The following is a 24,898-nucleotide window of genomic DNA, read 5'->3' on the forward strand; positions in this document are numbered from 1 at the left end:
TCAGTCGAACGGGTCGAGCGTGATCGACGCCTCCTGCGGGTCGCCGTCGTGGACCAGCGACTCGTGGTTGCCGACGTCGTCGAAGGCGAAGGCGTACGCGCTCCCGTCGGCCATCTGCTCGTGGATCTCGCGGGCGTACTGGTTGGTGTCCGCGTCCTGGTAGAAGTCGGACGCGTCCGCGTCGGGCTGCTCGGAGTTGGTCAGCAGCGTCGTGCGGTTGTAACCGGCGCACAGCGTACGGGAGATGGGGCCGCGCACCTGGTCGTTCGGCGCGTCCAGCAGCTTGTAGCAGCCGAAGACGCTGTCGGAGTCCGGCTTCTGGAAGCTGGTGACGACCGCGCCCGAGGAGTCGGTGAAGTTCATGACGTCACCGGAGACCCGGCCGAAGTACTTGGTGTCCGGCTGGTCGCCGAAGGGCGTGACCGTCAGGGTCGAGGAACTGTACTTGTCCCAGACCCGGTTGATGTAGTCGTCCATCACCGAGGCGGGCAGCGCGCCGGACTCGATGCCGTGGCCGGGCGCGAGCGCGCGCAGGACGCTCCCGTCGGGCGCGGTCTCGACCAGGCCCGCCCAGCCGCCGGGCCGCGCCTTGAGGCCGTCGAAGAACCCGTTGTAGCCGCCGGGCTTGAGGCGTCCCGTGGTCTTCGTCGTCCCGTCCGCGGTCTTCACGCCGACCGCGTAGGGGGCGGAGAACATGTCGACCTGCGTGCTGTTGATCCACAGGCCCGAGTCGTTGAGCGTGTACTCGGTCCAGTTGAACAGGATGTCGTGGTTCGGGTCGTCCGGATTCTGCACGGCGGGCTGGACGAGGCCGCCGGTGGTCAGCTTGAAGACCAGCTTCTGGCCGTAGGAGAAGTACACCCGGCCGGAGAACTTGGGGAGCTTCAAGGTGAGCGACTGGCCGTCGGCGGGGCCCGCGATGGACGCGTCGGGCGCCTCGGTGGGGGGATTGCCGCCGGCCGGCCACGCGTGGAAGGCGCCGTCCGCGTCGGCCCAGCCCTGTTCTCCGGTGGCGAGGTTGGTACCGATGTCGTAGACGTAGACCTGGTCGCCGCGGCCGGAGTTGTTGGTGAAGGTGAGCGGAATGGTGTCCGGCACCGAGGCCGAGGCGGTCGACGCGAGCCCCGCGGCGGTCAGCCCGCCGCCGATCAGCGTGGCCGCGGCCAGCGGTACGAACAGTTTCCGTTTGGTGATGTACACGCTCTGTACTCCTCATCAGTTGGGGCACCGCGGAGGACAGACGTCGCCGGACATCGCGGAATCCGTTCCTCCGCAGCGGTTCTGAGAGCGCTCTCACCCTGATGGGGAATGGTGTGCATGTCAATGACGCGACAGTGGACTTCCGCTGCTGACGGTAATCACCGCTGATCCGGGGCGGGTTGGGGAGGCCGGAGGCCGCGGAATTCGCCGGAGCCGCGGATCACGAGACGGGTCAGCAGCACCACGGAGCGGGGTGCGGAGCGGTCGCCGCCGATCCGGGCGAAGAGCAGATTGGCCGCCGTGCCGCCGATGGCCACCGGGTCCTGGCTGACCACGGTCAGCGGCGGGCTGAGCCGTTCGGCGAGCGGCAGGTCGTCGAAGCCGACGATGGCCACCGGGGCCGGGTGGTCGAGGCCGTCGAGCACGCCCATGGTGATCAGGTCGTTGCTGGCGAACAGCGCGGTCGGCGGGTCCGGCAGGGCGCGCAGCCCGGCGAGCGCGCCGCGCGCCTCGCGGTGGGAGCGCAGTTCGTGCCGGACGAGGTCGGGGTCCTCGGGTATGCCGTGCGCGGCCAGCGCGTCGAGGTAGCCGAGGTGGCGCTCCCGCTGGGTCCAGATGCCGTAGCGGTCGCCCAGGTAGGCGATACGGGTGTGGCCGTGGCCGAGCAGGTGGCTGACCGCGCGTTCGGCGCCCGCGCGGTTGTCGACGGTGACGGTGTCCACGGCGAGGCCCTTGGCGGGCCGGTCCACGCAGACCACCTGGGTGCCGCCCTCCATGGGCTGCTTGAGGAAACCGTGGCCGCCGCTGGTCGGCACGATGATCAGGCCGTCCACCTGACGGGCGGTGAAGGCGGCGATGACCTCGCGTTCGCGCCGCGGTTCGTCGTTGGTGCTGCCGACGAGCACGACGTAGCCGCGGCGGTGCGCCTCGTCCTCGACCGAGCGGGCCATCAGCGCGTAGAAGGGGTTGGCGAGGTCGTCGACGACGAGCGCGATGGTGGAGGTGCCGAGGTTCTTCTGGCGCAGATTGCGCGCGTTGTCGTTGCGCTGGTAACCGAGCTTCCTGACCGCCCACTCGACCCTGGCGGCGGTGTCCGGCGAGACGCCCGGCTCGCCCGAGACGACGCGGGAGACCGTCATGGGGCTCACCCCCGCGGTCCGGGCCACGTCCTTCATCGTCGGGCGCTTCACGGGCCTCCTCCTCGGCGTGCTTCGGGCCGACCGCCGTACGGGCTGGTGTCGATGATGTCAGGCCACGGCGCGGACAACCATCGTCCGTGGTGGAGTGCTTGGTAACGTTCACAAAATGTCAGGCCCTCGCGCGTTCGACCCGACGCATCGTCACGCCGCTTTCGCGTGGACCTCGTCGGCGGCTCCGCACGGGCCTCGTACGGCCGGAAACACCCGATGTCCCGGCCTGGTCCGCACCCTTGACATCCAGTCAGGTACACCTCAACAATTCGGTTCTGCTTGGTAACGTTCACATGCACTTCGCGCAGCCCCCCGTGCCCCGAGGCGGCCCGCAAGGACGACGGCGCGCCGCCTCCGCGAGAAGGTGGTCTCCTCCGTGCCCCCCACTCCGTTCCGCATCAGAACCGTCGGCGCCGCGAGCGCCCTGTTACTGGCCGCCTTCGGCGTCGGCGGCCTGGCCGCGGCCCCCGCGCACGCCGCGACGCTGCCGCTGACGCAGTACGCCGACCCGTTCGTCGGCACCGACGACAGCTCGGCCCCCAACCCCGTGCCGGGCGGCGCGGGCGGCAGCACGTATCCGGGCGCGGTGGTGCCATTCGGCGGTGTGCAGTTCAGCCCCGACACCCCGACGGCCTCGCCCTCCGGCTACCGCTACTCCGACACCTCGATCGAGGACTTCAGCCTCACGCACTTCGACGGCGCGGGCTGCCCGAACAACGAGGACCTGCCGCTGATGCCGGTCACCGGCGCGGTCAGCACCTCACCGGGCACCAACTGGACGAGTTACGCGTCCGGTTACACCAAGGCGAACGAGTCGGCCGCTCCCGGCTACTACAAGAACCGGCTGGACAAGTACGCGACCAATGTCGAGCTGACGGCCACCACCCGTACCGGCATGGGGAAGCTGACCTACCCCTCGTCCACGTCGTCCCGGCTGCTGATCAACACCAGCCGCAGCGCGACGGGAAACCGCAGCGGCACGGTGAACGTCAACGGTTCCGAAGTGACCGGCAGCGTCACCGCGGGCGGCTTCTGCGGCTCCACGAAGACCTTCCAGATCTACTTCGACATCCGCTTCGACCGCGCCCCGACCGGGCACGGCACCTGGTCGGGCGGCACGGTCACCGACGGCTCGTCCAGCGCGAGCGGCACCAACACCGGCGCGTACGTCACCTTCGACACGACCGGCAACGCGGCCGTGCAGTTCAAGGTCGGGCTGAGCTACGTGAGCGTGGCGAACGCGCAGGCCAACGTGGTGGCGGAGAACAACGGCTGGGACTTCGGCGCGGTGCGCACGGCCGCCGACACCTCGTGGAACCAGATCCTCAACCGGGCGCAGGTCACCGGCGGCGCGACCGCCGACCTCAAGAAGTTCTACACCTCGCTCTACCACGTCTTCCAGAGCCCCAACGTCTCCAGTGACGTCAACGGCGACTACCGGGGCTTCGACGGCGCGGTGCACAATTCGACCCGGCCGGTCTACCAGAACTACTCGGGCTGGGACATCTACCGGTCCTGGGCGGCGCTGGTCGCGCTGATCGCGCCGACCGAGGCGAGCGACATCGCCAAGTCGATGGTCCTGGACGGGCAGCAGGGCGGTCTGCTGCCGAAGTGGTCGCAGCAGACCAACGAGGACTTCGTGATGACGGGCGATCCGGGTCCGATCATCGTGAGCAGTCTCTACGCCTTCGGGGCCAGGGACTTCGACACCGCGAGCGCGCTGTCGCTGATGGAGAAGGCGTCCAACGGCGGCACGATGCAGGGCTCGCCGATCCGCGGCAATCAGGGCACGTACACCAACCTGCACTATCTGCCCGGCGCGCCCTCGGACTCCCTCGAGTACTCCGCGTCGGACTTCGCGGTCGCGCAGTTCGCCAAGGCACTGGGGAACACGTCCAGTTACTCCACGCACATGACGCGCGCGCAGTGGTGGCGCAACACGTACAGCACCGAGTCCGGCTACACGCAGCCGCGCAACTCCGACGGGAGCTGGGCGTGGCCGCTGAATCCGGCCAGCCAGAACAACTTCACCGAGGGCAACGCGTCGCAGTACACCTGGATGGTGCCGTACGACTTCTCCGACCTGATCAACGACATGGGCGGCCGGCAGACGGCGGTGCAGCGCCTCGACCACCACTTCACGCAGGTCAACGCGGGCCAGAGCCTGCCGTACTACTACATCGGCAACGAGCCGGAGCACGGTGTGCCGTGGGCGTACAACTACGCGCGGGACCCCGCGGGCGCCTCGGACGCGGTGCGCAAGGTGATGACCGAGTCGTACACCACCGGTCCCGGCGGCCTGCCGGGCAACGACGACCTGGGCGCGACCTCGGCCTGGTACGTGTGGGCCGCGCTCGGGGTGTACCCGGCGACGCCCGGCGCGGACACACTGGCGATCCACGGCCCGCAGTTCCCGTCCGTGCTGCTCCAGCGGCCCGGCGGCAACATCACCATCAACTCCTCGGGCAGCGGCGGCTATGTGCAGGGCGTCAGCGTCAACGGGACGGCCACCAGCCACAATTACCTGCGCTACCCGGACGTGGCGGGCGGCGGGACGCTGAACTTCACCATGGGCGGTACGCCGAGCGCGAGTTGGGGAACGGGCGCGGGCGACGTCCCGCCGTCCTTCACCGACGGAGCGACCCCGGTGCCGGCCGCGCCCGAACTGGGCACGGACCTGGCCAAGGGCAAGCCGGTGACGGCCTCGGCGCCGTGCGCGACCGCGGAGTCCGGCGACAAGGCCGTGGACGGCACGCTGAAGGACAACAGCAAGTGGTGCTCCACGGTGGCCAATCCGTCCCTCCAGGTGGACCTCGGCTCGGTGCAGACCGTGTCGTCGTTCGTGCTCAAGCACGCCGGGCTCGGCGGGGAGAACACCGGCTGGAACACGGCCGCGTTCACCATCCAGACCAGTACCGACGGCGCCAACTGGACCACCGCGGCCACCGTCACGGGCTCGCGCTCCAGCCGTACCTACCACCCGGTCTCGGCGCGCCAGGCCCGCTATGTGAAGGTCGCCATCTCCTCGCCGGTCAACGACGCGGCCGGCTCGACCGTGGCCGCCCGGCTCTACGAACTGGAGGTGTACGGCGGCGGCCAGGCCGATCTCGCGCTCGGCCGCACCGCGACCGGCTCCGACGCGTGCGGCACCACCGAGACGCCCGACAAGGCGGTCAACGGCAGTTACACCGGCGGCAACAGCGACAAGTGGTGCTCGAAGGTGTCGGGCACCAAGACCCTCCAGGTCGACCTCGGCGCCTCGCACGCGCTGTCCTCGCTGACCGTCCGGCACGCCGGGGCGGGCGGTGAGGACCCGAGCTGGAACACCAAGGACTTCGACCTCGCCGTCTCCGCCGACGGCAGCACCTGGACCACCGTCGCCCAGGTCCGCGGCAACACCGCTGACTCCACGACCAACGCGGTGAGCGCTACGGCCCGTTATGTGCGGCTCAGCGTGATCACGCCGACCCAGAACACCGATCCGGCGGCGCGGATCTACGAGTTGGAGGTGTACGGCAGCTAGGCGGCGCTCCCCCGGCCGCACGGGAACGGCGGCCACCCCTCGGTGCGAGGGGTGGCCGCCGTTCCGCGGACGGGCGGTGCGTGTCAGAGCACCAACTGGGCCTTGCCCAGCGCGATCACCCCCGCCGCGGAGACCGTGTACAGCTCGCGGTCGCGGTCCGGGTTGACGCCGATGGTGGCGCCCGGCGGCACGTCGACGTTCTTGTCGAGCACCGCGCCCCTGACGATGGCGCCGCGCCCGACCCGTACGTTGTCGTGCAGTACCGAGCCCTGGACGACGGCGCCGGTGTCCACGACCACGCCGGGCGACAGCACCGAGCGGGTGACCTGCCCGCGGATCTCACAGCCGGGGCTCACCACCGACTCGCCCACGATGCCGCCCGCGGCGATCTTGGCGGGCGGGAGCTGCCCAGAGTGGGTGTAGATGGGCCAGCGCCGGTTGTGCAGGCTGAAGGCGGGCTGGTCGGAGATCAGGTCCATGTGCGCGTCGTAGTACGCGTCCAGCGTGCCGACGTCGCGCCAGTAGCCGTGGTCGCGGGCGGTCTCGCCCGGCACGTGGTTGTTGTCGAAGTCGTAGACCTGGGCGACGCCCTGGTCGGTGAGCCGGGGCAGGATGCTGCCGCCCATGTCGTGCACGGACTGCGGGTCCTCCGCGTCCTCGTGCAGGGCGTCGATCAGGGTCTTCGTACTGAACAGGTAGTTGCCCATCGAGGCGAAGACATGCTGGGGGTCGCCGGGCAGCCCCGGCGGGTCGAGGGGTTTCTCCAGGAAGCGTTCCACTTGTATGCCGTCGGCGGCGGGCGAGATCACGCCGAAGCCCGCCGCGTCGGCTCTGGGCACCTTGATTCCCGCGACGGTGACGCCCGCGCCGTGCTCGATGTGCTGCGCCAGCATCTGCCGGGGGTCCATCCGGTACACATGGTCGGCGCCGAACACCGCGATGTAGTCCGGCTGTTCGTCGTGCACGAGATTGAGGGACTGAAGGATCGCGTCCGCGCTGCCGAGGTACCAGCGCGGGCCGAGCCGCTGCTGTGCCGGTACCGGGGTCACGTAGTTGCCCAGCAGGCTGGACATCCGCCAGGTGGTGGTCACATGGCGGTCGAGCGAGTGGGACTTGTACTGCGTCAGCACGCAGATCCGCAGGATGTCCGCGTTCACCAGGTTCGACAGGACGAAATCGACCAGGCGGTACGTGCCGCCGAAGGTCACCGCTGGTTTGGCCCGGTCGGCGGTCAGCGGCATCAGCCGCTTTCCCGCGCCACCGGCCAGCACTATGCCCAGTACCGAAGGTCCTCCACGCATCGAGACCCCCCCTTGTCGTCTCTGCCGCTCATATCTGCTCCTCGTGCCGTTCTCGTGCCTGATCCCGGTCCCGTGTTCCGGCGTTCACCGGCTCACTCCGCCTACCGGCCCTGCGCCAGCACCGACGCGTACAGCTCCGCCGTACGCCGTGCCACGGTGTCCCAGCCGAATTCGCGCACCGCGCGGTCCCGGCCCGCCGCCCCCATCCGCTCCGCCTCGGCGCGGTCGCCGATCACCCGGTTGAGCGCCCGCGCGAGTCCCGCCTCGAACGCGGCGGGGTCCTCCTCGCTATAGGGCACGAGCAGCCCGGTGACGCCGTCCTCGACGACCTCGGGGATGCCGCCGACCGCGGAGGCGACCACGGGTGTGCCGCAGCCCATCGCCTCCAGATTCACGATGCCCAGCGGCTCGTACACCGAAGGACACGCGAACACCGCCGCGTGGGTGAGGAGTTGGACCACGGCGGGGCGTGGCAGCATCGCCGGGATCCAGTGCACGCCGTCGCGTACCGCGTTCAGCTCGTCGAAGAGCGCGCGGAATTCGCGGTCGAGCGCGGGGGTGTCCGGCGCTCCCGCGCACAGCACGAGCTGCGCGGACGGGTCGAGTTCGCGGGCGGCCCGCAGGAGATGGGGCACGCCCTTCTGCCGGGTGATCCGGCCGACGAAGAGCACGTAGGGGCGCTGCGGATCGATGCCGATCCGGCTGAGCACGTCGGTGCGCGGGTCGGGGCGGTAGGTGGCGGTGTCGATCCCGTTGCGGATGACGTGCACCCGGTCGGGGTCGAGCGCCGGATAGCAGCCCAGGATGTCGCCGCGCATGCCGTCGGAGACCGCGACCACCGCGTCGGCCGACTCCATCGCCGTGCGCTCGGCCCAGCTCGACAGGGCGTAGCCGCCGCCGAGCTGCTCCGCCTTCCAGGGCCGCAGCGGCTCCAGCGAGTGGGCGGTGAGCACGTGCGGTATGCCGTAGAGCAGCTTGCTCAGATGGCCCGCGAGGTTGGCGTACCAGGTGTGCGAGTGGACGAGGTCGCGGCCCTGAAGACCGGCGGCCATGGCCAGGTCGACGGAGAAGGTGCGCAGCGCGTCGTTGGCGCCGTCGAGCGTGGACGGGGCGTGGTGCCGGGTCACCCCGGTGTCGGGGCTGTCCGCCCCGTCGCCCCAGCAGTGCACGGCGACATCCACCAATGAGCGCAGTTCACGGGCCAGGAACTCCACGTGGACCCCGGCTCCGCCGTATACATCCGGCGGATATTCCCGGGTCAACAGACCCACCTTCACCGAGACCTCCTGCCGTCGACAACCGTGTGCCCCTGTTGCCTTCCCCGGTTGGACGCGGCCTACCGCGCGGGAGCGTGACGTAATTCCGCCGTCCGCGCGGTCCGACGGCAGGTCGCACCCGCCGCGCGCGGTCCTAGCGGCGGCTGAGCGCGATCACCGGGATGACCCGGCTGGTCTTCTTCTGGTAGTCGGCGAAGCCGGGGAAGCGGGACGCCTGCTCGGCGTACTTCTCGTCGCGCTCGGCGCCCTTGAGCTCCTCGGCGTGCACGGGGATGGTCTCGTCGCCGATCTCGATGTCGATGTCGGGGTGCGCGAGGAGGTTGAGGTACCAGGCGGGGTGGGTGTCGGCGCCGCCCTTCGAGGCGAAGACCAGATAGCGGTCCCCGTCGGCCATGTACATCAGCGGGTTGACGCGCTCGATGCCGGTACGGGCGCCGCGGGTGTGCAGCAGCACCATCGGCGCGCCCTCGAAGGGGCCGCCGACCTTCCCGTGGTTGGCCCGGAACTCGGCCGTGATCCGGGCATTGAAGTCGTCGCCGTCGCTCATTCACCGCTCCTGACAGATGTGGTCAATACGGGTCCCACCGGTCACCTTAGCCAAGCGGCCGGCCCGTTCTCCGTATCCGCGAACGCGAGCCCCTGGCCCGGCATTCCCCCGAACGGGCGTGCGTCGCGCGGGCCTCGGACGGCGGTGCGGCCGTTCTGCGGGAAATCGTCCGGATCGCACTGGACCACGCGTCACACCGGTCACCCGCACCGCGTACGACGCAGGGGCACGCGCAGGCGGGCGTGCGCGGAACAGGTGCATCGTTTTCCCGCCAGATCCGGCGAGCCGCCCGGCCGACGTGCGCCGGGGCCGGCCGGGCCGCCCGCGTGCCGGGGGCGCAAGCACACGGCCCACCGGGCGATGGCCAATACAGCGGATCTGCCCAGGTGACGCGGAAAGTGGAATGACGCTTTACGGACGGCTGTCCGGAGCCGGACAGGGCACACGGAGGAGAGACCGCGCGTGATGACCAACAGCCGCTCCGCCGCACCCGTTCCGCTGCGCAGCGGGGCACGGTTGGCGCTGGCACTGGCGAGGGAAGAGATGATGCAGGACTACCACCGGTGGGAGACCGATCCGGCGACCGTCGTCGGATTCGGGGCCCGCTGGCCGGTGTCCTGGGAAGTCTTCCAGGCTCGTTTCCACAGTGGCCATACCTCCACCCACTACCAACTCTTCGAAGTGATCACCACGGACAGTGGCATTCCGGTCGGGACCACCGCGCTGAGCGTCGACCAGTCGGCCAACAGCGCCGAGTACACCCTTGTCATCGCCCCGGAGCACCGCGGCCTGGGCTACGCCGCCGAGGCCACCGCACTCACCCTCGACTGGGCTTTCACCATCGCGTCGCTGAGCGCGGTGTGGCTGGAGGTACTCGCTCCGCACACCGCCGCGGTGCACGCCTACCTCAAGGCCGGTTTCCGTGACGCCGGGCGGCTGCGCAGCGCCGCGCTGTGGCAGGGCAGGCGCGTCGACAAACTCCTGCTGGACTGCGTCCCCGGCGACCTGCCGGGGACCGAGCCGGACGAGAGGAGGTGATCCACGATGTCATGCTCCGACGTGAACTGCCGTAAAGGCGGGTGCACCACCGACCCCGACCGCACCGGGCGCGAAGGCGGTCAGAAGCGCGGGTGAGCGGCCATCGGCCGGGCGCCGCGGTGCGTGACGTACCGCGGCGCCACCGTATATACGGAAGTCTCCGTGCGTTCCCGGAGATGTCCCGCCGATGCCACCGGAGATGTCCCCACCGTTGTCCCCGGAGATGCCCCCGCCGCGCTATCCGGCGGCCAGGGTCGCCACGGACACCTCCCACAGCCGCCGCGCCGCCTCCGGGTCGAGGGCGTAGGCCGCGACGCCGTCGGGGGCGCCGGGCCGGTTCTCCGCCGCCTCGTCGCAGTCCTCGAAGTACCGGCCGCCGACGCCGTCGAGCAGCGGAGAGGCCGCGACCAGCACCGAGGTCGCCGCGCCCTGCTCCGGGGTCTTCCACCGGGGGAGGTCGGGGCCGCGCTCGGCGCGCAGCCGGTTCAGCTCCTCGTCGGACACATAGCGCTGGAGCTTGGTCCTGATCCCGCCCGGCATCAGCGCGTTGACGGTGATGCCGTCGCTCGCCCAGCGCTTGGTGGCCTCGACGGCGAACAGCACGTTGGCGGTCTTGGACTGGCCGTACGCGGACCAGGGCTCGTACGGCCGCTCGCGGAAGTGGATGTCGTCGAAGACGACGGGCGAGCGCAGATGGGCGCTGGAGCTGACCGCGACCACGCGGGCGCCGCCCGCCGCGGCGAGCGCCGGGCGCAGGCCGGTGGCCAGGGCGAAGTGGCCCAGGTGGTTGGTGGCGAACTGCATCTCCCAGCCCTGCGGGGTGCGCATCTCGGGCGAGGCCATGATTCCGGCGTTGTTGACCAGCATGTGCAGCGGGCCCTGCCAGTCCGCGACGAAGGCGGCGACGGACGCCTGGTCGGCCAGGTCGAGCGGAGCGACCCGCACCTGCTCGTTCCCGGTGGTCCTCGTGATGTCCTCGGCGGTCCGCCGGCCTGCCTCCGCGTCCCGTACGGCCAGCGTCACCTCGGCCCCGGCGGCGGCCAGGGCGCGGGCGGTCTCGACACCGATGCCGGACGCGCCACCGGTCACGACGGCGCGGCGGCCGGTCAGATCGATGCCCGCCAGCACGTCGGCGGCGGTGGACTCCCTGGTGAAGGGGGTGGTGATGAGGGGGTTTGACGTCATGATCCGTGCGTCTCCTCGGTAGCGCGGAGGGCATGGCACTGCCGGTACGATAAAAACCGGAGGAACCTCCGCTCAGATCCACCGTAAGCGGAGGAACCTCCGCTTGCAAATTCGCCGGGCCGCCGTGCCCCGACGATCCGCGTCCCACCGAGGAGAGACACCGTGCCGGGCACCTCACCCCGCCCCCTGCGCGCCGACGCGCAGCGCAATCGCGACCGGCTGCTGGCCGCCGCCGTGCGCGCGTTCGCCCACGACGGCCCCGAGGTGACGCTCGAGGCCATCGCCAAGGACGCGGGGGTCGGCATCGGCACGCTCTACCGGAACTTCCCGACCCGAGAGGCGCTGGTCGAGGCCGCGTACCGCAACGAGCTGACCCGGCTGTGCGACGCCGCGCCCCGGCTGCTCACCGCCGCTCCCCCCGACGTGGCGGCGCGCGCCTGGATGGACCACTTCATCGACTACATGACGACCAAGCGCGGCATGGCCGACGCACTGCGCGCCGTGATCGCGTCCGGCGGCGACCCCTTCGCGCACAGCCGTGAGGCGCTGCTCGGCGCGGTCGGCACCCTGCTGCGGGCGGGCGCGGAGGCCGGGACGCTGCGGGCGGACGCCGACCCCGAAGACGTGCTCGTCGGGCTCGGCGGGGTGGCGCTGTCGGCGGCCGGTCCGGAGCGCAGGGCGCAGGCGGGACGCCTGCTGGACCTGCTCATGGACGGATTGCGCTACCGTGCGGGGCAGTAGTCGCGGCGCGCGGCCGGAGACGGGACGCGCGACGGGACCCGGCAGAACACGGACAAGGACGCGAAACAGGCCGCCGCTCGGACCCGTTCGGGGCCCGGAAAAATTGCTCGAAAAAAAAGTTGGCATAGGACGTTCGACAGCGGGCAAGCGGCTTGTGGACAGTCTTACCGAGGCGAGGCGATGACGTGACCACACAGGTTCAGCAGTCGGACAGCGCGTACGAAACGGCGACGCTTGAGGCATCACCGCGATCCGAGGGCGGCTTGATTGGTGAACTTCCGCGGATCGACGACGCCACGGCGGTAGCCCCCAAGGACGCGCGGGCGCTGTCGAAGCTCTTCTTCGACCGGCTCCAGGCCGTCGAGGAGGGCACTCGTGAATACCAGTACGCCCGCAACACGCTGATCGAGATGAACCTCTCGTTGGTGCACTTCGCCGCCGGGCGCTACCGCAACCGGCCGGCCACCGACATGGAGGAGATCGTCCAGGTCGGCACGATCGGCCTGATCAAGGCCATCGACCGGTTCGACCTGTCGCGGGAGAACGAGTTCACCACCTTCGCCATCCCATACATCGTCGGCGAGATGAAGCGGTTCTTCCGCGACACCTCCTGGGCCGTGCACGTGCCGCGCCGCCTCCAGGAGCTGCGCGTCGAGCTGAGCAAGGCCAAGGAAGCGCTCGCGCTGGTGCTGGACCGCGACCCGACGGTGGCCGAGCTGGCCGCGCACCTCGACCTGACCGAGGAAGAGGTCATCGAGGGCCTGGTCGCCGCCAACGGCTACACCGCGGGCTCGCTGGACACGCCGTACAACGACGGTGAGAGCGGCGGTGACGGCGAGGGCCGCACGCTGGCCGACACCTTCGGCGAGTGCGACTACGCGATGGACCTCATCGAGAACTTCCAGAGCCTGGCCCCGCTGATCGCCAAGCTCCCCGAGCGCGACCGGCAGATCCTCCAGATGCGCTTCGGCGAGGAGATGACGCAGGCGCAGATCGGCGAGGAGCTGGGCTACTCGCAAATGCACGTGTCGCGGCTGCTGAGCCGCACCATCGCCGGCCTGCGCGCGGGCCTGATGACGCAGAAGTAGGCAGCCGGAAGCAGGCAGCGAACACGACGAACGGCTGAGGGGCCTCCCGGACCGGGAGGCCCCTCAGCCGTTCACGCCTGCCCGTACCGCTCCCCCGTCGATTGCGCGACACGTGAAGTGTGTGACGGACAGTGAACGGGGAATGCGAGGGGTAGTTGACGATTGCGGGATGAGGGATCCGGATGACGGATGACGAAGGGGTGCGGTCCATGACCATTGCCAGTGACAGCCAGTCGGTGTCGGACGAACTGCGCGACCGGGCGGGCGCGTTCGTGAACAGCCATGTCGACATGTGGGTGACGGTGGAGGACGACGGGGTGCTGATCCTCGCCGGTGGCGACGCCGCCGAGCTCTTCCAGGCCGCCACGGACTGGCTGCGCGAGGGGCCCGCCTACACGGTCGCCTCGGTCGGCTGGGCGCGCCAGGAGACGGAGCCCGCTTACGCGTTGCGACTGGTCCTTCGGCAGCCGGTGGGCGGCGAGGCCGTGTGACCGTGCCCGTCCGCGGCCCCGTGGCCGGAAGGCCGGGGGTCGCGGACGGGCCCGTGTGCGTGGCGGAGGCGTTCGGGACTACGAGACGTCCGCGCGGTCGACGGCGATGTTGTTCCCGGTGCTGTGCGCGTTGCGCGCGCCGGTGTTGGTGATGGTCAGGGTGTGGCTGCCGGACGGGAGCGCGGGGCTGGTCCACACGGTGCCCGAGGCGTTGCGGGCAACCGCGTAGTTGTCGACGGTGACGGGTGAACCGCCGTCGACCGAGAGCGACATGATGCCCTGGTCGGTGTCGCGGACGGCGTGCAGGGCGACGGCGCTCCCGTGGAAGTGGAAGGTCGCCGAGGCGCCCGCGGTGAACGTCCAGTTGGCGGTCTGCTGGTACATGTCGGTGATGCCGTTGGCGACGCCCCAGTTGGCGCCGTACTGGAAGTAGTTGGCGTCGCCGGAGTTGGTGGCGGTGCCGTCCACGACGGTCGTCACCGGGTCGACGGGTCCGGTGGAGCCGTTGCCCGCGGTCAGGGTGACCGTGTAGGCGTCGGTGCCGCTGGTGAGGGTGACGGGGACGCGCAGGGTGTTGCCGTCGGGGGTGAGGTCGGAGTCCAGGACGGTGGCGGGCGCGCCGAGCGGGGACTGGTCGGGGATGCGCTGGATCTTGGCGTGCACCTTGCCGTTGCCGCCGCGCAGCCAGGAGGCGGCGGACAGATTCTGGAAGGTGACCGTGGTGGTGCCGCCCTGGCCCGAGTTGTTGCCGATCAGCGCGAGGACCTGGTGGGCGGTGGTGTCCGCGCCCGCGGCGACGGCGATACCGCCGCTGCCCGTGGTGCCCAGCAGGTGGCCGCCGATCCGCGCGTATGCCTGGTAGACCCACCACTGGCCGGTCGGCTGGCCGCCGACGAGCAGGGAGTCGAGCGTCCCGGCCCCGCAGCAGTCGGTCCAGATCGCGTGCGCGGCGGACGCGACGCCCGAGGCGGAGAGCCGGTCGAGGAACCAGGCGGTGTACGCGGCGTTCTGCTGCTGTGAGAACAGGTACTCGTTGATGGTCAGCGGGAGCGGGGCGATGCCGTGCGCGGACAGCAGGGCGCGGGCGTCGGCGGCGTCGGCCGCGGGGTCGTTGCCGAAATGCCAGTTGACGACGGTCGGCAGGGTGTTGTCGGCCTTGGTACGGCCGAGGAAGTCGTCGAGCCAGCCGTGGTTGTAGCCGCTGTAGGAGGGGCCGACGATCTGCGCGGAGGGCACCAGGCGGCGGATCTCGCGCACCGCCGTGTCCCACATCTGGTAGTACTGCGCGCTGTTGACACCGCGCTGCCAGAAGCCGGTGCCGTCCGGCTCGTTCCAGATGTCGTAGCTGACGGGCACCCCGGACGCCTGGACGTCGGCGACGAGCCGGTCGATGAAGGCCGCCCAGTTGGAGCAGTCGCCGTTGTCGCAGGGGTAGACGGTGTTCGACGGCTGGGTGGTGTCGGCGCCCCAGACGTCGGAGACCAGCAGGTGGTAGGTGGCGCGGTAGGGCGCGGCGGTGACGCGGCGGGCCTGGGACAGAGCGGAGTCGACGCGTATCCGGTAGCCGGAGCCCGCGGTGTAGCCGTCGCCCAGCCAGCCGCCGCCCGCGATCCGGGCGCCGCCGCCGCGGAAGAGGGTGGGCTTGAGCGGTTGGAGCAGGCTGTCGGCGGGCCCCGAGCCGTCCTGGCTGAGGCCGTAGAGGAAGCCGGAGCCGGCCTGGTTGGGCACCGCGCCCTGGTTGCCGAGGTCGACGGAGACGGTGGTGTCGGCCGCGGCGGCCGGGGACGGGCCGAGGGTGGCGCAGGCCAGGACGGCGGCGCCCAGCGCCGCCGCCGCCAGTGCGGTGGCGCGCCACCGGGGTCGTGCCGTGGACGGGTTCATCTGTCCTCCTTGACAGGTGGGGTGGGGGGTACGTCAGCAGGTGGGCCGAGCGGTTCGGCGCGGTCGCGCACGAACAGCGGTACGGCGTCGAGCGGGGCGGGGACGGTGACCCACCGGCCGCCCGCGTACCGCGTCGGTGTCGGCGTTGTGGGGTGGTCCGGGGCCCCGGCGCCTTCGAGGTGCGTCCAGTCGGCGCCCGCGGGGAGGTAGACGCGGCGCTCACGGGCGCCGGGGCGTGTGACCGGGGCCACCAACAGGTCGTGTCCGCACAGGAATTGGTCGTCCACCGACCAGGCGGTGGCGTCGTCGGGGAATGCGAGCAGCAGCGGGCGGAGCAGCGGCAGCCCGTCCTCGCGGCCCGCGTCCAACTGGGCGTGCAGGTAGGGGCGCAGCCGCTCGCGCAGGGCCAGCGCGCCGGTCATCGCGCGCTCGGCGACCGCGCCGTAGGACCAGATCTCGTTGGGCCCGCCGCCGGTGCCGATCGGGCCGTGGAAGACGCGCGGCTCGCGGTGGCCGTGCAGCCGCAGCAGCGGGCAGAACACGGCGAATTGGAACCAGCGGACCATCAGCTCGCGGTAGTCCTCGTCGTCCGGGTCGCCGCCGTGGAAGCCGCCGATGTCGGTGGTCCACCACGGGATGCCGCTCATGGCGACGTTGAGCCCGGCCCTGATGGAGTCGGCGAGCGCGTCGAAGGTCGCGGGGATGTCGCCGGACCAGAGCGCGACGCCGTACCGCTGCGAGCCCGCCCACGCGGATCTGACCAGCGACAGGATCTCCGTCTCGCCCTGCTCGGCGAGGTGTTCGTACACACCGCGGGCGTGTTCGCGCGGGTAGAGGTTGGCGACCTCGCTGCCGGAGCCCGCCGCGTAGCTGAGATTGTGCGGGTGTCCGGGGCGCATCTCCGGTTCGCAGGCGTCCAGCCAGAAGGCGCGGACGCCGAGCTTGTAGTAGTGCTCCTGGAGCCGGTCCCACAGGGCGGCGCGGGCGGCGGGGTCGGTGGCGTCGTAGAAGGCGACGCCGATGCCCTCGGCCGCGTCCTCGGTGTCCGGCCAGTCGCCGTGCGAGGTCACGCCGTTGTACGTGGCGACGAGCTGGCCCGCGTCCCGAAGCGCCGCGTAGCCGGTGGACAGCGGGCTGACCGACGGCCAGACGGAGACGGCCAACTCGACGCCGAGCGCGCGCAGTTCCTCGACCATGGCGCGCGGGTCCGGCCAGTCGCGGCGGTCGAAGTCCCAGTCGCCGAGATTGCGCCAGTGCAGGTAGTCGACGACGATCACCGACAGCGGCAGGCCGCGGCGGGCGTATTCGCGGGCGACGGCGAGGAGTTCGTCCTGGTCGCGGTAGCGGAGCTTGCTCTGCCACAGTCCGGAGGCCCAGCGCGGGAAGGCGGGGGCGTGTCCGGTGGCGGCGGCGTAGTGGCCGAGGACGTCGGCGGGGGTGCGGCCCGCGGTGAGCCAGTAGTCGAGCTGCTGGGCGCGGTCGGCGACCCAGCGGGTGCCGTTGGCGGCGAATTCCACCCGGCCGACCGCCGGGCTGTTCCACAGGAAGCCGTAGCCTCGGCTGGACACGGCGAAGGGGACGGTCACCTCGCCGTTGCGCTGCTGGAGTTCGAGGACCGTGCCCTTCTGGTCGAAGCGGCCGTGGCCGTGCTGGCCGAGGCCGTGGATCCGTTCGTCGTCGTACGCGGCGAAGCGCTGCTCGATCCGGTACTTGCCGCCGCCCGCCGACTCGAAGTGCCGCGCTCCCGGCCACCAGAAGTGCGGCGGCTCCTCGCGCAGCAACTCCGCTCCGGTGTCGGCGCGTACGGCCGTGAGCAGTCCGTCGGAGGCGGCGACGGTGATCCGCAGCAGGCCGTTGGTCAAGGTGGCGTGCGTGTCGTGGACGTCGATCACGCACGCGGAGGGTGCGGGCGCGGTCTCCAGCGCGCCGGGCAGGCCGTCGGTGACGCGGTGGACACCGGCCCGCACGCGGACGCTGTCGGGTCCCCACGGCTGGATCTCCAGCACGTGGTGGCCGTGACGCCACCGCAGGCGGTTCGGGGAGCGGGTGAACGCGGACGGCAAGGTCTCTCCTCGGTGGTCGGGGTCGCGGGCGGCGGGGTCGCAGGGGCCGGTCGTGGTCGCGGGGCCGGGCGGGGCTGTGGGGGTCAGTCCTTGACGGCGCCGCTGGTCACGCCCGCCGCCACGTAGCGCTGGGCGATGACGAGCAGCACCGCGGCCGGGAGCGAGGCGATGATCCCGGTGGCCATCACGCTGTTCCAGTCGCTGAGATGGGCGCCGATGAAGCGGTAGATGCCGACGGTGACGGGCGCCCGGTCGTCCTGGGTGGTGAGGGTGACGGCGAACAGGAAGTCGGCCCACGCGAAGAGGAAGGAGAACAGGCTCGCGGTGACCACGGCGTTCCTGCTGACCGGCAGGATCACCGACAGCAGGGTGCGCAGCCGTGACGCGCCGTCGAGTTCCGCCGCCTCGCTCAGTTCCGCGGGCACACCGCGCATGGCGGTGCTCAGGATGAGTGCCGCGAAGGGCACGCACAGTGTGGAGTCGGCAAGGATCAGCGCCAGCGGCGAATCCAGCAACTGGAGCTTGTTGGCCATCGTGTAGAACGAGTTGGCCATCACCACGCCGGGGATCATCTGCGCCACCAGGAAGGCGAAGGTGAGCATCCGGCCGCCGGGCGCCCGCAGCTGGGCCATACCGTACGCGGCGGGCACCGCGATCAGCAGCACCACCAGGACGGTCCCGGCCGACACCCCGAGGCTGACCAGGAGGTGGCCGCCCTGGCTGGACAGCGCCCTGCGGTAGCCCTGGAGCGTGCCGTGCAGCGGGAACCAGGTCGGGGAGCTCTTCACCAGATCGGTCGAGGGCAGCAGCGACGCGTTGAGCATCCAGTACAGCGGGAAGAGCATCACCGCGAGGATCAGCAGCGCGATCACGGTGTTCAGCGGGCGGGTGAACCGGCGCGCGCCGGTGGCGGGGGCGCTCACCGTCCCGCCTGCCGCTGCTCACGGGTGCTGCGCAGATAGACCGCGGCGAAGACCACCGCGACCACGATGAGCAGGTTGCCCACCGCCGCGCCCCGCCCGAACAGCAGTTGCTGGAAGGAGAGGTTGTACGCGTAGGTGGTCAGCGTCTGCGAGGACCCGGCGGGGCCGCCCTGGGTGAGGATCATGATCACGTCGAAGACCTTGATGGTGTAGATCAGCCCCAGCGTCAGCACCACGGCGGTGACCGGCCGCAGCAGCGGGAGCGTGATGTGCCGGAAGCGGCGCCAGGCGTTCGCGCCGTCCAGCGACGCGGCCTCGTACAGCTCCCCCGGAATGCTCTGGAGTCCGCCGTAGAGGATCACCATGTTGAAGGGGATGCCGACCCAGATGTTGACCAGCGTCACGGCGATCAGCGAGTCGTGGGTGCTGGCGAGCCACGGGATCGGATGGCCCGTCAGACCCAGGCTCAGCAGTGCGTGGTTGAGCACGCCCGAGTCGGTGTCGAGGATCCAGCGCCAGGCGGTGCCCGAGACCACCAGCGGGAGCAGCCAGGGGATCAGCAGCAGTGAGCGCAGCGGGCCGCCCAGCGGGAAGGACCGGTTGAAGAAGACCGCGAGGGCCAAGCCGATGGCGAACTGGAAGGCCAGCGAACCGGCCGTGAACAGCACGGTGTTGACGACGGTGCGGGAGAAGTGGCTGTCGTGGAGGACGGCCGTGTAGTTGTCCCAGCCGACGTACGGCGCGACGCCGGTGTAGAAGGAGGAGACGGTGTAGTTCTGGAAGCCCATCCGGACGTTGCCGGCCAGCGGGTACAGATAGAAGCCGAGGACGTAGAGCCAGGCGGGGGCGATGAAGGCGAAGGCCGCCCAGCGGCCGGTGCGGCGCCGGGGGCGGCGGCCGTGGCCGTCCTGCCGGGCGGCGACGGGCTTCGCCCGTGCCACCGGGGCGTTGCGGACAGTGGTGGACATCGGTCGGCCCCGCCTAGTTCCGCGCGGAGCGCTGCGCCTGGGCGAGCGCGGACTGCGGGCTGGTGCCGCCCGCGAGCGCGGCCTGGATCGCGTCGGCGAGCGCCTGGCTGACCTTGGGGTAGTCGGTGCCCAGTTCCGTGGTCCTGGCCCGCGCGGTGCCGACCTCCGCCACGAAGGCCGCCAACTGCGGCTGACTGGTCGCCAGTTGCGCGGCGGCCTGCTGGTTGCTGGGGATGTAGCCCGCGTCCTTGGACCACTTCAGGCTCTCCTCCTGGCCGAGCAGGCACTTCACCACGGAGACGGCCTTGGCCTCGCGCGCCGCGTTGCTGTGCCCGACCGTCCAGACCTCGCCGCCCAGCGGCACGACCGGCTTCGCGGAGGGATCAAGCACCGGTATGGGCACCACGCCGAAGTGCAGGTCCTTGGCCGCGTTGAGCGTGGGGAGCTGCCAGGGGCCGTTCACCATCATCGCCGCGTTCCCGGCGAGGAACTGGTCGTTGACGTCCGCCTGCGTCCAGGTGACCACCGATTTGGAGGCCGAGCCCGTACCGACCAGGTCCTTCCACAGCGTGAGCGCCTTGACGGCCTGCGGCGAGTCCAGTGCCTTCAGGCTGGCGCCCGCGGTCCAGAAGAAGGGCTCGAACTGGAAGCTGCCCTCCTCGGTGCCGACCGCGCTGAACGCGACGCCGTAGCGGGAGCCCTTGGTCAACTTCTGCGCCGCGGCGGTCAGTTCGTCCCAGGTCTTCGGCGGCGTGAGCCCCGCCCGGGTGAACAGGTCCTTGTTGTAGTAGAGCGCCAGGCCGTTGACGCCCGGCGCGATCCCGTACGTCTGGCCGTCGTACTGCCCCGCGGCGACGATCGACGGGTACAGGCCCTCGGTGGTCAGTCCGGCCTTCGACAGCGACACCAGGCCCCCGGTGGCGGCCAGTTGCTGGAGGTCGGGGTTGTCGATCAGCGCCAGGTCGGGGAGGGTGCGGGCCGATGCCTGCTGGAGCAGTTTCGGCATGAACTGGGCGCGCGGCACCTGCTGGTGCTTGATGTGCACGCCGGACTTGGCGGCGCACTCGTCGAGTATCCGCGGCAGTTGGGTGTTCTGCGGTGCCGCGTCGTAGTAGTCGATCTCCGTCAGCGTGTCGGAGCCGGAGCCCGAACTGCCGGAGCCGGTGCCGCAGGCGGCCAGCACGAGCACCCCGGCGGCGGCCAGCGCCGCCAGCGTGCCGGGTCGGGCGGCGGTGCGGGAGAGGCGGGGGAAGGGGAGGGAGCGGCTCATCGACGTGCCTTTCGAATTGATTCGACAGTGGCGCCGCGGGCACGGGACCGCCCACCGGTCCGCGCCGTGCGTGAGGGAGTGTGGGCAAGGAAACGCAGAGGATGGTGCGGTGTGACACCGGGTCGGTGCGGTGACACCGGGTCAGAGCGGTGACGCCCGGTCAGAGCGGAGGCGGTAAGCGCCGGTGGACGCGCCTCAGCGGGCTGGACCCGTACTGCCGCGCACCTTCAGCGTCGGGGCGAGCAGCGTGCTCGCGGGCAGCTCCTCGCCCTTGATCCGCCGGGCCAGGCTGCGTACGGCCGCCCTGGCCAGTTCCTCGGCGGGCAGCGACACCGAGGTCAGCGGCGGGGTGCACCGCTCGGCCTCGTCGTCGGGACAGATCGCGATGACGGAGATGTCGCGCGGGACCGCGCACCCCATACCGGCGAGCCGGTCCATCACCAGCGGCAGCACGCGCTCGTTGTAGACGATCAGCGCGGTCAGTTCGGGCTCGCGGGTCAGCAGGTCGTCCAGCGCGCGGACCACCCCGCCGGGAGCGGGCTCGCACGCGGCCCAGACCGCGGTCCTGCCCCCGCTCTCCAGCGCGGCCAGCACCGACTCGCGGGCGTGCACCGCGTAGGCCACGTCACGGCCGAACGCCTCGGGCGCCTGCCCGAGGTAGCCGACCCGGGTGTGGCCCGACTCGTGCAGATGCTCCGCGCAGGCCCGCGCGGCCAGCGCGAAGTCGAAGTCGACGCGCGGCAGTCCGTGCGGGTCGTCCGGCGTGCCGACCAGCACCGCTGGGCACTTCAACTCGGTGAGCAGCGGGATCCTGGGGTCCTGCCGCTGCACCTCCATCAGCATCACGCCGTCGACGAGCGCGCTGGCGACCGCGTCCCTGATGGCCGCCTCACCGTCGTCGTCGGTCAGCATCAGCACCTTGAGCCCGCTGTCCTGGGCCGCGGTGAGGGCGGCCCAGACGTACGGCATCTGCACCTGGTTGTGCGGGCCGTAGACCATCGGCAGGGCCATCGCGATCACACCGGTGCGGCGGGTGCGGATGGACCGCGCCCCGGCGTGCGGCCTGAACCCCAGCGTCTCGATGCTCAGTTCGACGCGCCTGATGGTCTCGGGCGAGATGGTCCGGTTGCCGCTCAGGACGTACGACACCGTGCTGCGCGAAACGCCCGCGTGCCGCGCCACATCCGCGATCGTCACCGTCATGACCGACTCCGAGTCCCTCGACTGTCGAACTGATTCGATTCGTTCGATTGGCGGTGAACGTAGCACCGGCTCCGGGCCCCGGACAAGACAGTGGACGCGACCGGAATCCGGCCGCGTCCACTCGATTCGCCCCGCGGGGCCCGCCGCTAGGCGGAGGCGGACGCCGGTTCGGCGGACGACAGCGGGGTGGCGATGTCCTCGAGCGAGCGGCCCTCGGCCTTGACCGCGAGCACCGCCGCGACCAGGCCCGCCGCGCACATCAGGGACGCGCCGATCACGAAGGCCAGCACAGTGTCGTCCACGACACCGGACTTGGTGAGGTCGGCGAAGACCAGCGGACCGCTGATGCCGCCGGCGGCCGTACCGATCGCGTAGAAGAAGGCGATGGCCATGGCGCGGGTCTCCATCGGGAAGATCTCCGAGACGGTCAGATACGCGCTGCTGGCACCGGCGGAGGCGAAGAACAGCACGACGCACCAGCACGCGGTCATCGTCGTGGCGTCCAGCGAGCCGCGGTGGAAGAGCCACGCCGTGCCGAACAGCAGGATGCCGGAGATCAGATACGTCGAGGAGATCATGATCCGGCGGCCGACGGTGTCGAAGAGCTTGCCGAGCAGCAGCGGGCCGAGGAAGTTGCCCGCCGCGATGACCGCGAAGTAGTAGCCGGTCTTGCCGGTCGAGACGCCGAAGAAGGTGGTGAGGATGGAGCCGAACCCGAAGGTGATGGCGTTGTAGAGGAACGCCTGGCCGATGAAGAGCGACAGGCCGAGCACCGCGCGCTTGGGGTATTTGTGGAAGACGGTCTTGGCGATCAGCCCGAACCCGATGCTCTTGCGCTGGTGGATGGTGATCGAGTTCTTGGCGCGCGGCAGCCGCTCGCCCTTCTCCTCCTCGATCTCCCGCTCGACCGTGCCGACCAGTTGGTCCGCCTCGTCGCCGTAGCCGTGGATGAACTGCCAGCGCGGGCTCTCCGGCACGTGCCGCCGTACCACCAGGATCACCAGACCGAGGACGACGCCGAGGGCGAAGGTGAGCCGCCAGCCGACGTCCTTGGGGAAGATGTCGGTGTTCAGCGCGACGATCGACAGCAGCGAGCCGCCGATGGCGCCGAGCCAGTAACTGCCGTTGATGATCAGGTCGACCCGGCCGCGGAATCGGGACGGGATCAGTTCGTCGATGGCCGAGTTGATCGCCGCGTACTCGCCGCCGATGCCGAAGCCGGTCAGGAAGCGGAAGGTGAAGAACCACCAGGGCTGGAAGGACAGCGCGGTCATCGCGGTCGCGGTGAGGTAGACCGCGAGGGTGACCATGAAGAGCTTCTTGCGGCCGAAGCGGTCGGTCAGCCAGCCGAAGAACAGCGCGCCCGCGCAGGAGCCCGCCACGTAGAGCGCGGCGGCGATGCCCGTGATCTGGGCGGACGTGATCGACAGCCCGCTGCCCTGTTCGGAGATCCGCCCGGCGATGTTGCCGACGGTGGTCACCTCGAGGCCGTCGAGGATCCACACGGTGCCCAGGCCGATCACGATCATCCAGTGCCAGCGCGACCACGGCAGCCGGTCGAGGCGCGCGGGGACGTCGGTGGTGATCGTGCCGCCGGACGCGGCTTCCGGCGCTGACGCCATGGGTCCCTCCTTCATGAGCCGTACCGACGGCTCGACGTGAGCCGGTCCGACAGCCCGGTCCGAGCCGGGCCGACGGCCCGACCCTTGCGCGGCTGCCCCCTTGACGTGCCGTCATGCCGCGCCGCTGCTCGCGCGCTCCAGGATCGCCACGTCGCGGGCCAGTCTCACACCGGCGCGGGCCCGTACGGCGCCGACAGCCCGCGCGTCCCCCGTATGCCACGCGCGGCACGGCTGACGTGCCCGTTCGGGCGCGGGAGCGGGCGCCGGCACGGCTGTGGGCGGTCCGCTTTTCGGTACGGGCGCGGACCGATCTTCAGACCGGCGACGCCTGGCTTTCGGACCGGCGCGGCCTGGCTTTCGGACCGGCGCGGACCGACTTTCATACGGGCGCGGACCGATCTTCGTACCGGCGCGCCACGGCGTTCGTACGGGCAACGGCCCGCTTACGGCGGAAGGTCCCGCGCGGCGGGGGGTCTGACGGGCTGCGGGGCGGGACCATGGGTCGCCCAGGGAACGCATGATCGGAGGACGGCCGCCGTGAACTCCACGCTCCGCGAGGCCCGCGACACGCTCGTACCCGACTTCGGCGGGCGGCACGGGCCGCTGCCGCCGCTGCTGCTCGGGCTCACCGTCGTGACCGGACTGGTCGACGCCTTCAGCTACCTGGCACTGGGCCGGGTCTTCGTCGCGAACATGACGGGCAACGTCGTCTTCATGGCCTTCTCGCTCGCCGGTTCCAGCGGCTTCTCGCTGACCGCCTCCGTCCTGTCGCTGCTCTCCTTCGCCGTGGGCGCGCTGGCCGCGGGGCGGCTGGCCAACCGTGTCGTGCGGCACCGGGCGCGGCTGCTGCTCGCGGTGACGGCCGGGCAGGCACTGCTCGTCCTGGTCTGTTACGTGGTCGGCGAGCTGGTCGACCTGCCGGCCGCCGGGTGGAGCCGCTGGTGCCTGGTCGTGCTGCTGGGCTTCGCGATGGGCGGGCAGAACGCGGTGGTACGGCGGCTGGCCGTGCCCGACCTGACGACCACGGTGCTGACCCTGACCATCACCGGCGTGGCCTCGGACAGCCGCCTGGCGGGCGGCGAGACGAGCAAGGCGGGGCGCAGGCTGCTCTCGGCGGCGGCGATGTTCCTCGGGGCCCTGGCCGGTGCCGCGCTGATCGGGCACGGGCACCGGGCGCTGCCGCTGCTCATCGCCGGTGCGGCGCTGGTCGCGGTGGCGGTGGCGCTGTTCCCGCACCGGCGCTCGGCGCTCGGCTGGACGGCGGCGGCGTGACGCGGACGCGGCTCGTGCCGAAGTTCTTTCCGCCCGGTGTAGTTTCCGGCGGTTCCCGATCGTCGTAGGGGTGGACGCACGGGAGGAAGAAGAGGCCCGTGGCCGCCGGAGGCAT

19 protein-coding genes are annotated in these 24,898 nt (G+C 71.0%); 6 read left to right on the plus strand and 13 right to left on the minus strand.

Features of this window, described 5'->3' with window-relative positions:
* Together ACIO6U_RS25530 and ACIO6U_RS25535 are read right to left on the minus strand one after the other, a co-directional pair.
* Positions 1–1,200 carry a glycoside hydrolase family 64 protein gene (locus ACIO6U_RS25530; RefSeq protein WP_401722558.1) on the minus strand — a complete coding sequence of 400 codons (1,200 nt, stop codon included), beginning with the start codon at positions 1,198–1,200 and terminating at the stop codon, positions 1–3.
* A 158-nt stretch (positions 1,201–1,358) separates the two neighbouring features.
* Positions 1,359–2,390, minus strand: coding sequence for a LacI family DNA-binding transcriptional regulator (locus ACIO6U_RS25535; RefSeq protein WP_401722561.1), 1,032 nt, complete (start codon positions 2,388–2,390; stop codon positions 1,359–1,361).
* Positions 2,391–2,766: 376 nt separating this feature from the next.
* Here ACIO6U_RS25535 and ACIO6U_RS25540 point away from each other — a divergent pair, with 376 nt between their 5' ends.
* A complete protein-coding gene (locus ACIO6U_RS25540) occupies positions 2,767–5,913 on the plus strand; it encodes a GH92 family glycosyl hydrolase (protein WP_401722564.1) in 3,147 nt (1,048 codons plus the stop codon).
* A gap of 83 nt (positions 5,914–5,996) precedes the next feature.
* On the opposite strand, the gene glgC is transcribed toward ACIO6U_RS25540, so the two are convergent.
* The 3 genes from glgC to ACIO6U_RS25555 form a co-directional block, all read right to left on the minus strand.
* Positions 5,997–7,214 (minus strand): glucose-1-phosphate adenylyltransferase, encoded by a 1,218-nt coding sequence (glgC, locus tag ACIO6U_RS25545; RefSeq protein ID WP_355345901.1) that lies wholly within the window; start codon positions 7,212–7,214, stop codon positions 5,997–5,999.
* 101 nt (positions 7,215–7,315) lie between these two features.
* Positions 7,316–8,491, minus strand: coding sequence for a glycogen synthase (glgA, locus tag ACIO6U_RS25550; protein ID WP_401722567.1), 1,176 nt, complete (start codon positions 8,489–8,491; stop codon positions 7,316–7,318).
* A 133-nt stretch (positions 8,492–8,624) separates the two neighbouring features.
* On the minus strand, positions 8,625–9,038 hold the full coding sequence (locus ACIO6U_RS25555; RefSeq protein ID WP_355345895.1) for a nitroreductase family deazaflavin-dependent oxidoreductase: 414 nt from the start codon (positions 9,036–9,038) through the stop codon (positions 8,625–8,627).
* 465 nt (positions 9,039–9,503) lie between these two features.
* On the opposite strand from ACIO6U_RS25555, the gene ACIO6U_RS25560 reads away from it, so the two are divergent.
* A complete protein-coding gene (locus tag ACIO6U_RS25560) occupies positions 9,504–10,076 on the plus strand; it encodes a GNAT family N-acetyltransferase (protein WP_391052393.1) in 573 nt (190 codons plus the stop codon).
* 237 nt (positions 10,077–10,313) lie between these two features.
* Here ACIO6U_RS25560 and ACIO6U_RS25565 read toward each other — a convergent pair whose 3' ends face one another.
* The gene (locus ACIO6U_RS25565) at positions 10,314–11,261 is read right to left on the minus strand and encodes an SDR family NAD(P)-dependent oxidoreductase (RefSeq protein WP_391052390.1); all 948 of its coding nucleotides are present in this window, start codon (positions 11,259–11,261) and stop codon (positions 10,314–10,316) included.
* Positions 11,262–11,423: 162 nt separating this feature from the next.
* Between ACIO6U_RS25565 and ACIO6U_RS25570 the strand changes: the two genes are divergently transcribed.
* From ACIO6U_RS25570 to ACIO6U_RS25580, 3 genes are all read left to right on the plus strand, one after another.
* A complete protein-coding gene (locus tag ACIO6U_RS25570; RefSeq protein ID WP_355345886.1) occupies positions 11,424–12,002 on the plus strand; it encodes a helix-turn-helix domain-containing protein in 579 nt (192 codons plus the stop codon).
* A gap of 185 nt (positions 12,003–12,187) precedes the next feature.
* Entirely contained in the window at positions 12,188–13,090 is a 903-nt protein-coding gene (locus ACIO6U_RS25575; protein ID WP_391052386.1) for a SigB/SigF/SigG family RNA polymerase sigma factor, read from the plus strand.
* Positions 13,091–13,299: 209 nt separating this feature from the next.
* Positions 13,300–13,581, plus strand: coding sequence for a hypothetical protein (locus ACIO6U_RS25580; protein WP_391052382.1), 282 nt, complete (start codon positions 13,300–13,302; stop codon positions 13,579–13,581).
* A 78-nt stretch (positions 13,582–13,659) separates the two neighbouring features.
* Here ACIO6U_RS25580 and ACIO6U_RS25585 read toward each other — a convergent pair whose 3' ends face one another.
* The 7 genes from ACIO6U_RS25585 to ACIO6U_RS25615 form a co-directional block, all read right to left on the minus strand.
* The gene (locus ACIO6U_RS25585) at positions 13,660–15,462 is read right to left on the minus strand and encodes a beta-xylosidase (protein ID WP_401722573.1); all 1,803 of its coding nucleotides are present in this window, start codon (positions 15,460–15,462) and stop codon (positions 13,660–13,662) included.
* The gene (locus ACIO6U_RS25590; protein ID WP_401722576.1) at positions 15,459–17,525 is read right to left on the minus strand and encodes a TIM-barrel domain-containing protein; all 2,067 of its coding nucleotides are present in this window, start codon (positions 17,523–17,525) and stop codon (positions 15,459–15,461) included. Before ACIO6U_RS25590 ends, ACIO6U_RS25585 begins: the two co-directional genes overlap by 4 nt.
* 83 nt (positions 17,526–17,608) lie before the next feature.
* Complete coding sequence (locus tag ACIO6U_RS25595) at positions 17,609–18,370, minus strand: carbohydrate ABC transporter permease (RefSeq protein ID WP_401722761.1); 762 nt, start codon at positions 18,368–18,370, stop codon at positions 17,609–17,611.
* A 74-nt stretch (positions 18,371–18,444) separates the two neighbouring features.
* A complete protein-coding gene (locus tag ACIO6U_RS25600; protein ID WP_401722579.1) occupies positions 18,445–19,416 on the minus strand; it encodes a carbohydrate ABC transporter permease in 972 nt (323 codons plus the stop codon).
* Positions 19,417–19,429: 13 nt separating this feature from the next.
* Complete coding sequence (locus tag ACIO6U_RS25605) at positions 19,430–20,686, minus strand: extracellular solute-binding protein (RefSeq protein WP_401722582.1); 1,257 nt, start codon at positions 20,684–20,686, stop codon at positions 19,430–19,432.
* A gap of 195 nt (positions 20,687–20,881) precedes the next feature.
* Positions 20,882–21,889: a substrate-binding domain-containing protein gene (locus ACIO6U_RS25610; RefSeq protein ID WP_391052369.1), complete on the minus strand. Its 1,008-nt coding sequence runs from the start codon at positions 21,887–21,889 to the stop codon at positions 20,882–20,884.
* Between the two features lie 146 nt (positions 21,890–22,035).
* Positions 22,036–23,511: an MFS transporter gene (locus ACIO6U_RS25615; RefSeq protein WP_355345865.1), complete on the minus strand. Its 1,476-nt coding sequence runs from the start codon at positions 23,509–23,511 to the stop codon at positions 22,036–22,038.
* 537 nt (positions 23,512–24,048) lie between these two features.
* Here ACIO6U_RS25615 and ACIO6U_RS25620 point away from each other — a divergent pair.
* Complete coding sequence (locus ACIO6U_RS25620; protein WP_355345862.1) at positions 24,049–24,783, plus strand: YoaK family protein; 735 nt, start codon at positions 24,049–24,051, stop codon at positions 24,781–24,783.
* Positions 24,784–24,898 lie beyond the last annotated feature (115 nt).

This window comes from Streptomyces sp. NPDC087422 (assembly GCF_044744145.1).
Taxonomy (GTDB): domain Bacteria; phylum Actinomycetota; class Actinomycetes; order Streptomycetales; family Streptomycetaceae; genus Actinacidiphila.

What these genes read in the sequence shown, in the direction of transcription:
- ACIO6U_RS25585 (WP_401722573.1), bottom strand. Translation starts at nt 15,462, where the DNA reads ATGAACCCGTCCACGGCACGACCCCGGTGGCGCGCCACCGCACTGGCG.
- ACIO6U_RS25580 (WP_391052382.1), top strand. Translation starts at nt 13,300, where the DNA reads ATGACCATTGCCAGTGACAGCCAGTCGGTGTCGGACGAACTGCGCGAC.
- ACIO6U_RS25600 (WP_401722579.1), bottom strand. Translation starts at nt 19,416, where the DNA reads ATGTCCACCACTGTCCGCAACGCCCCGGTGGCACGGGCGAAGCCCGTC.
- ACIO6U_RS25595 (WP_401722761.1), bottom strand. Translation starts at nt 18,370, where the DNA reads ATGCTCTTCCCGCTGTACTGGATGCTCAACGCGTCGCTGCTGCCCTCG.
- ACIO6U_RS25610 (WP_391052369.1), bottom strand. Translation starts at nt 21,889, where the DNA reads ATGACGGTGACGATCGCGGATGTGGCGCGGCACGCGGGCGTTTCGCGC.
- ACIO6U_RS25555 (WP_355345895.1), bottom strand. Translation starts at nt 9,038, where the DNA reads ATGAGCGACGGCGACGACTTCAATGCCCGGATCACGGCCGAGTTCCGG.
- ACIO6U_RS25560 (WP_391052393.1), top strand. Translation starts at nt 9,504, where the DNA reads ATGACCAACAGCCGCTCCGCCGCACCCGTTCCGCTGCGCAGCGGGGCA.
- ACIO6U_RS25615 (WP_355345865.1), bottom strand. Translation starts at nt 23,511, where the DNA reads ATGGCGTCAGCGCCGGAAGCCGCGTCCGGCGGCACGATCACCACCGAC.
- glgC (WP_355345901.1), bottom strand. Translation starts at nt 7,214, where the DNA reads ATGCGTGGAGGACCTTCGGTACTGGGCATAGTGCTGGCCGGTGGCGCG.
- ACIO6U_RS25565 (WP_391052390.1), bottom strand. Translation starts at nt 11,261, where the DNA reads ATGACGTCAAACCCCCTCATCACCACCCCCTTCACCAGGGAGTCCACC.
- ACIO6U_RS25605 (WP_401722582.1), bottom strand. Translation starts at nt 20,686, where the DNA reads ATGAGCCGCTCCCTCCCCTTCCCCCGCCTCTCCCGCACCGCCGCCCGA.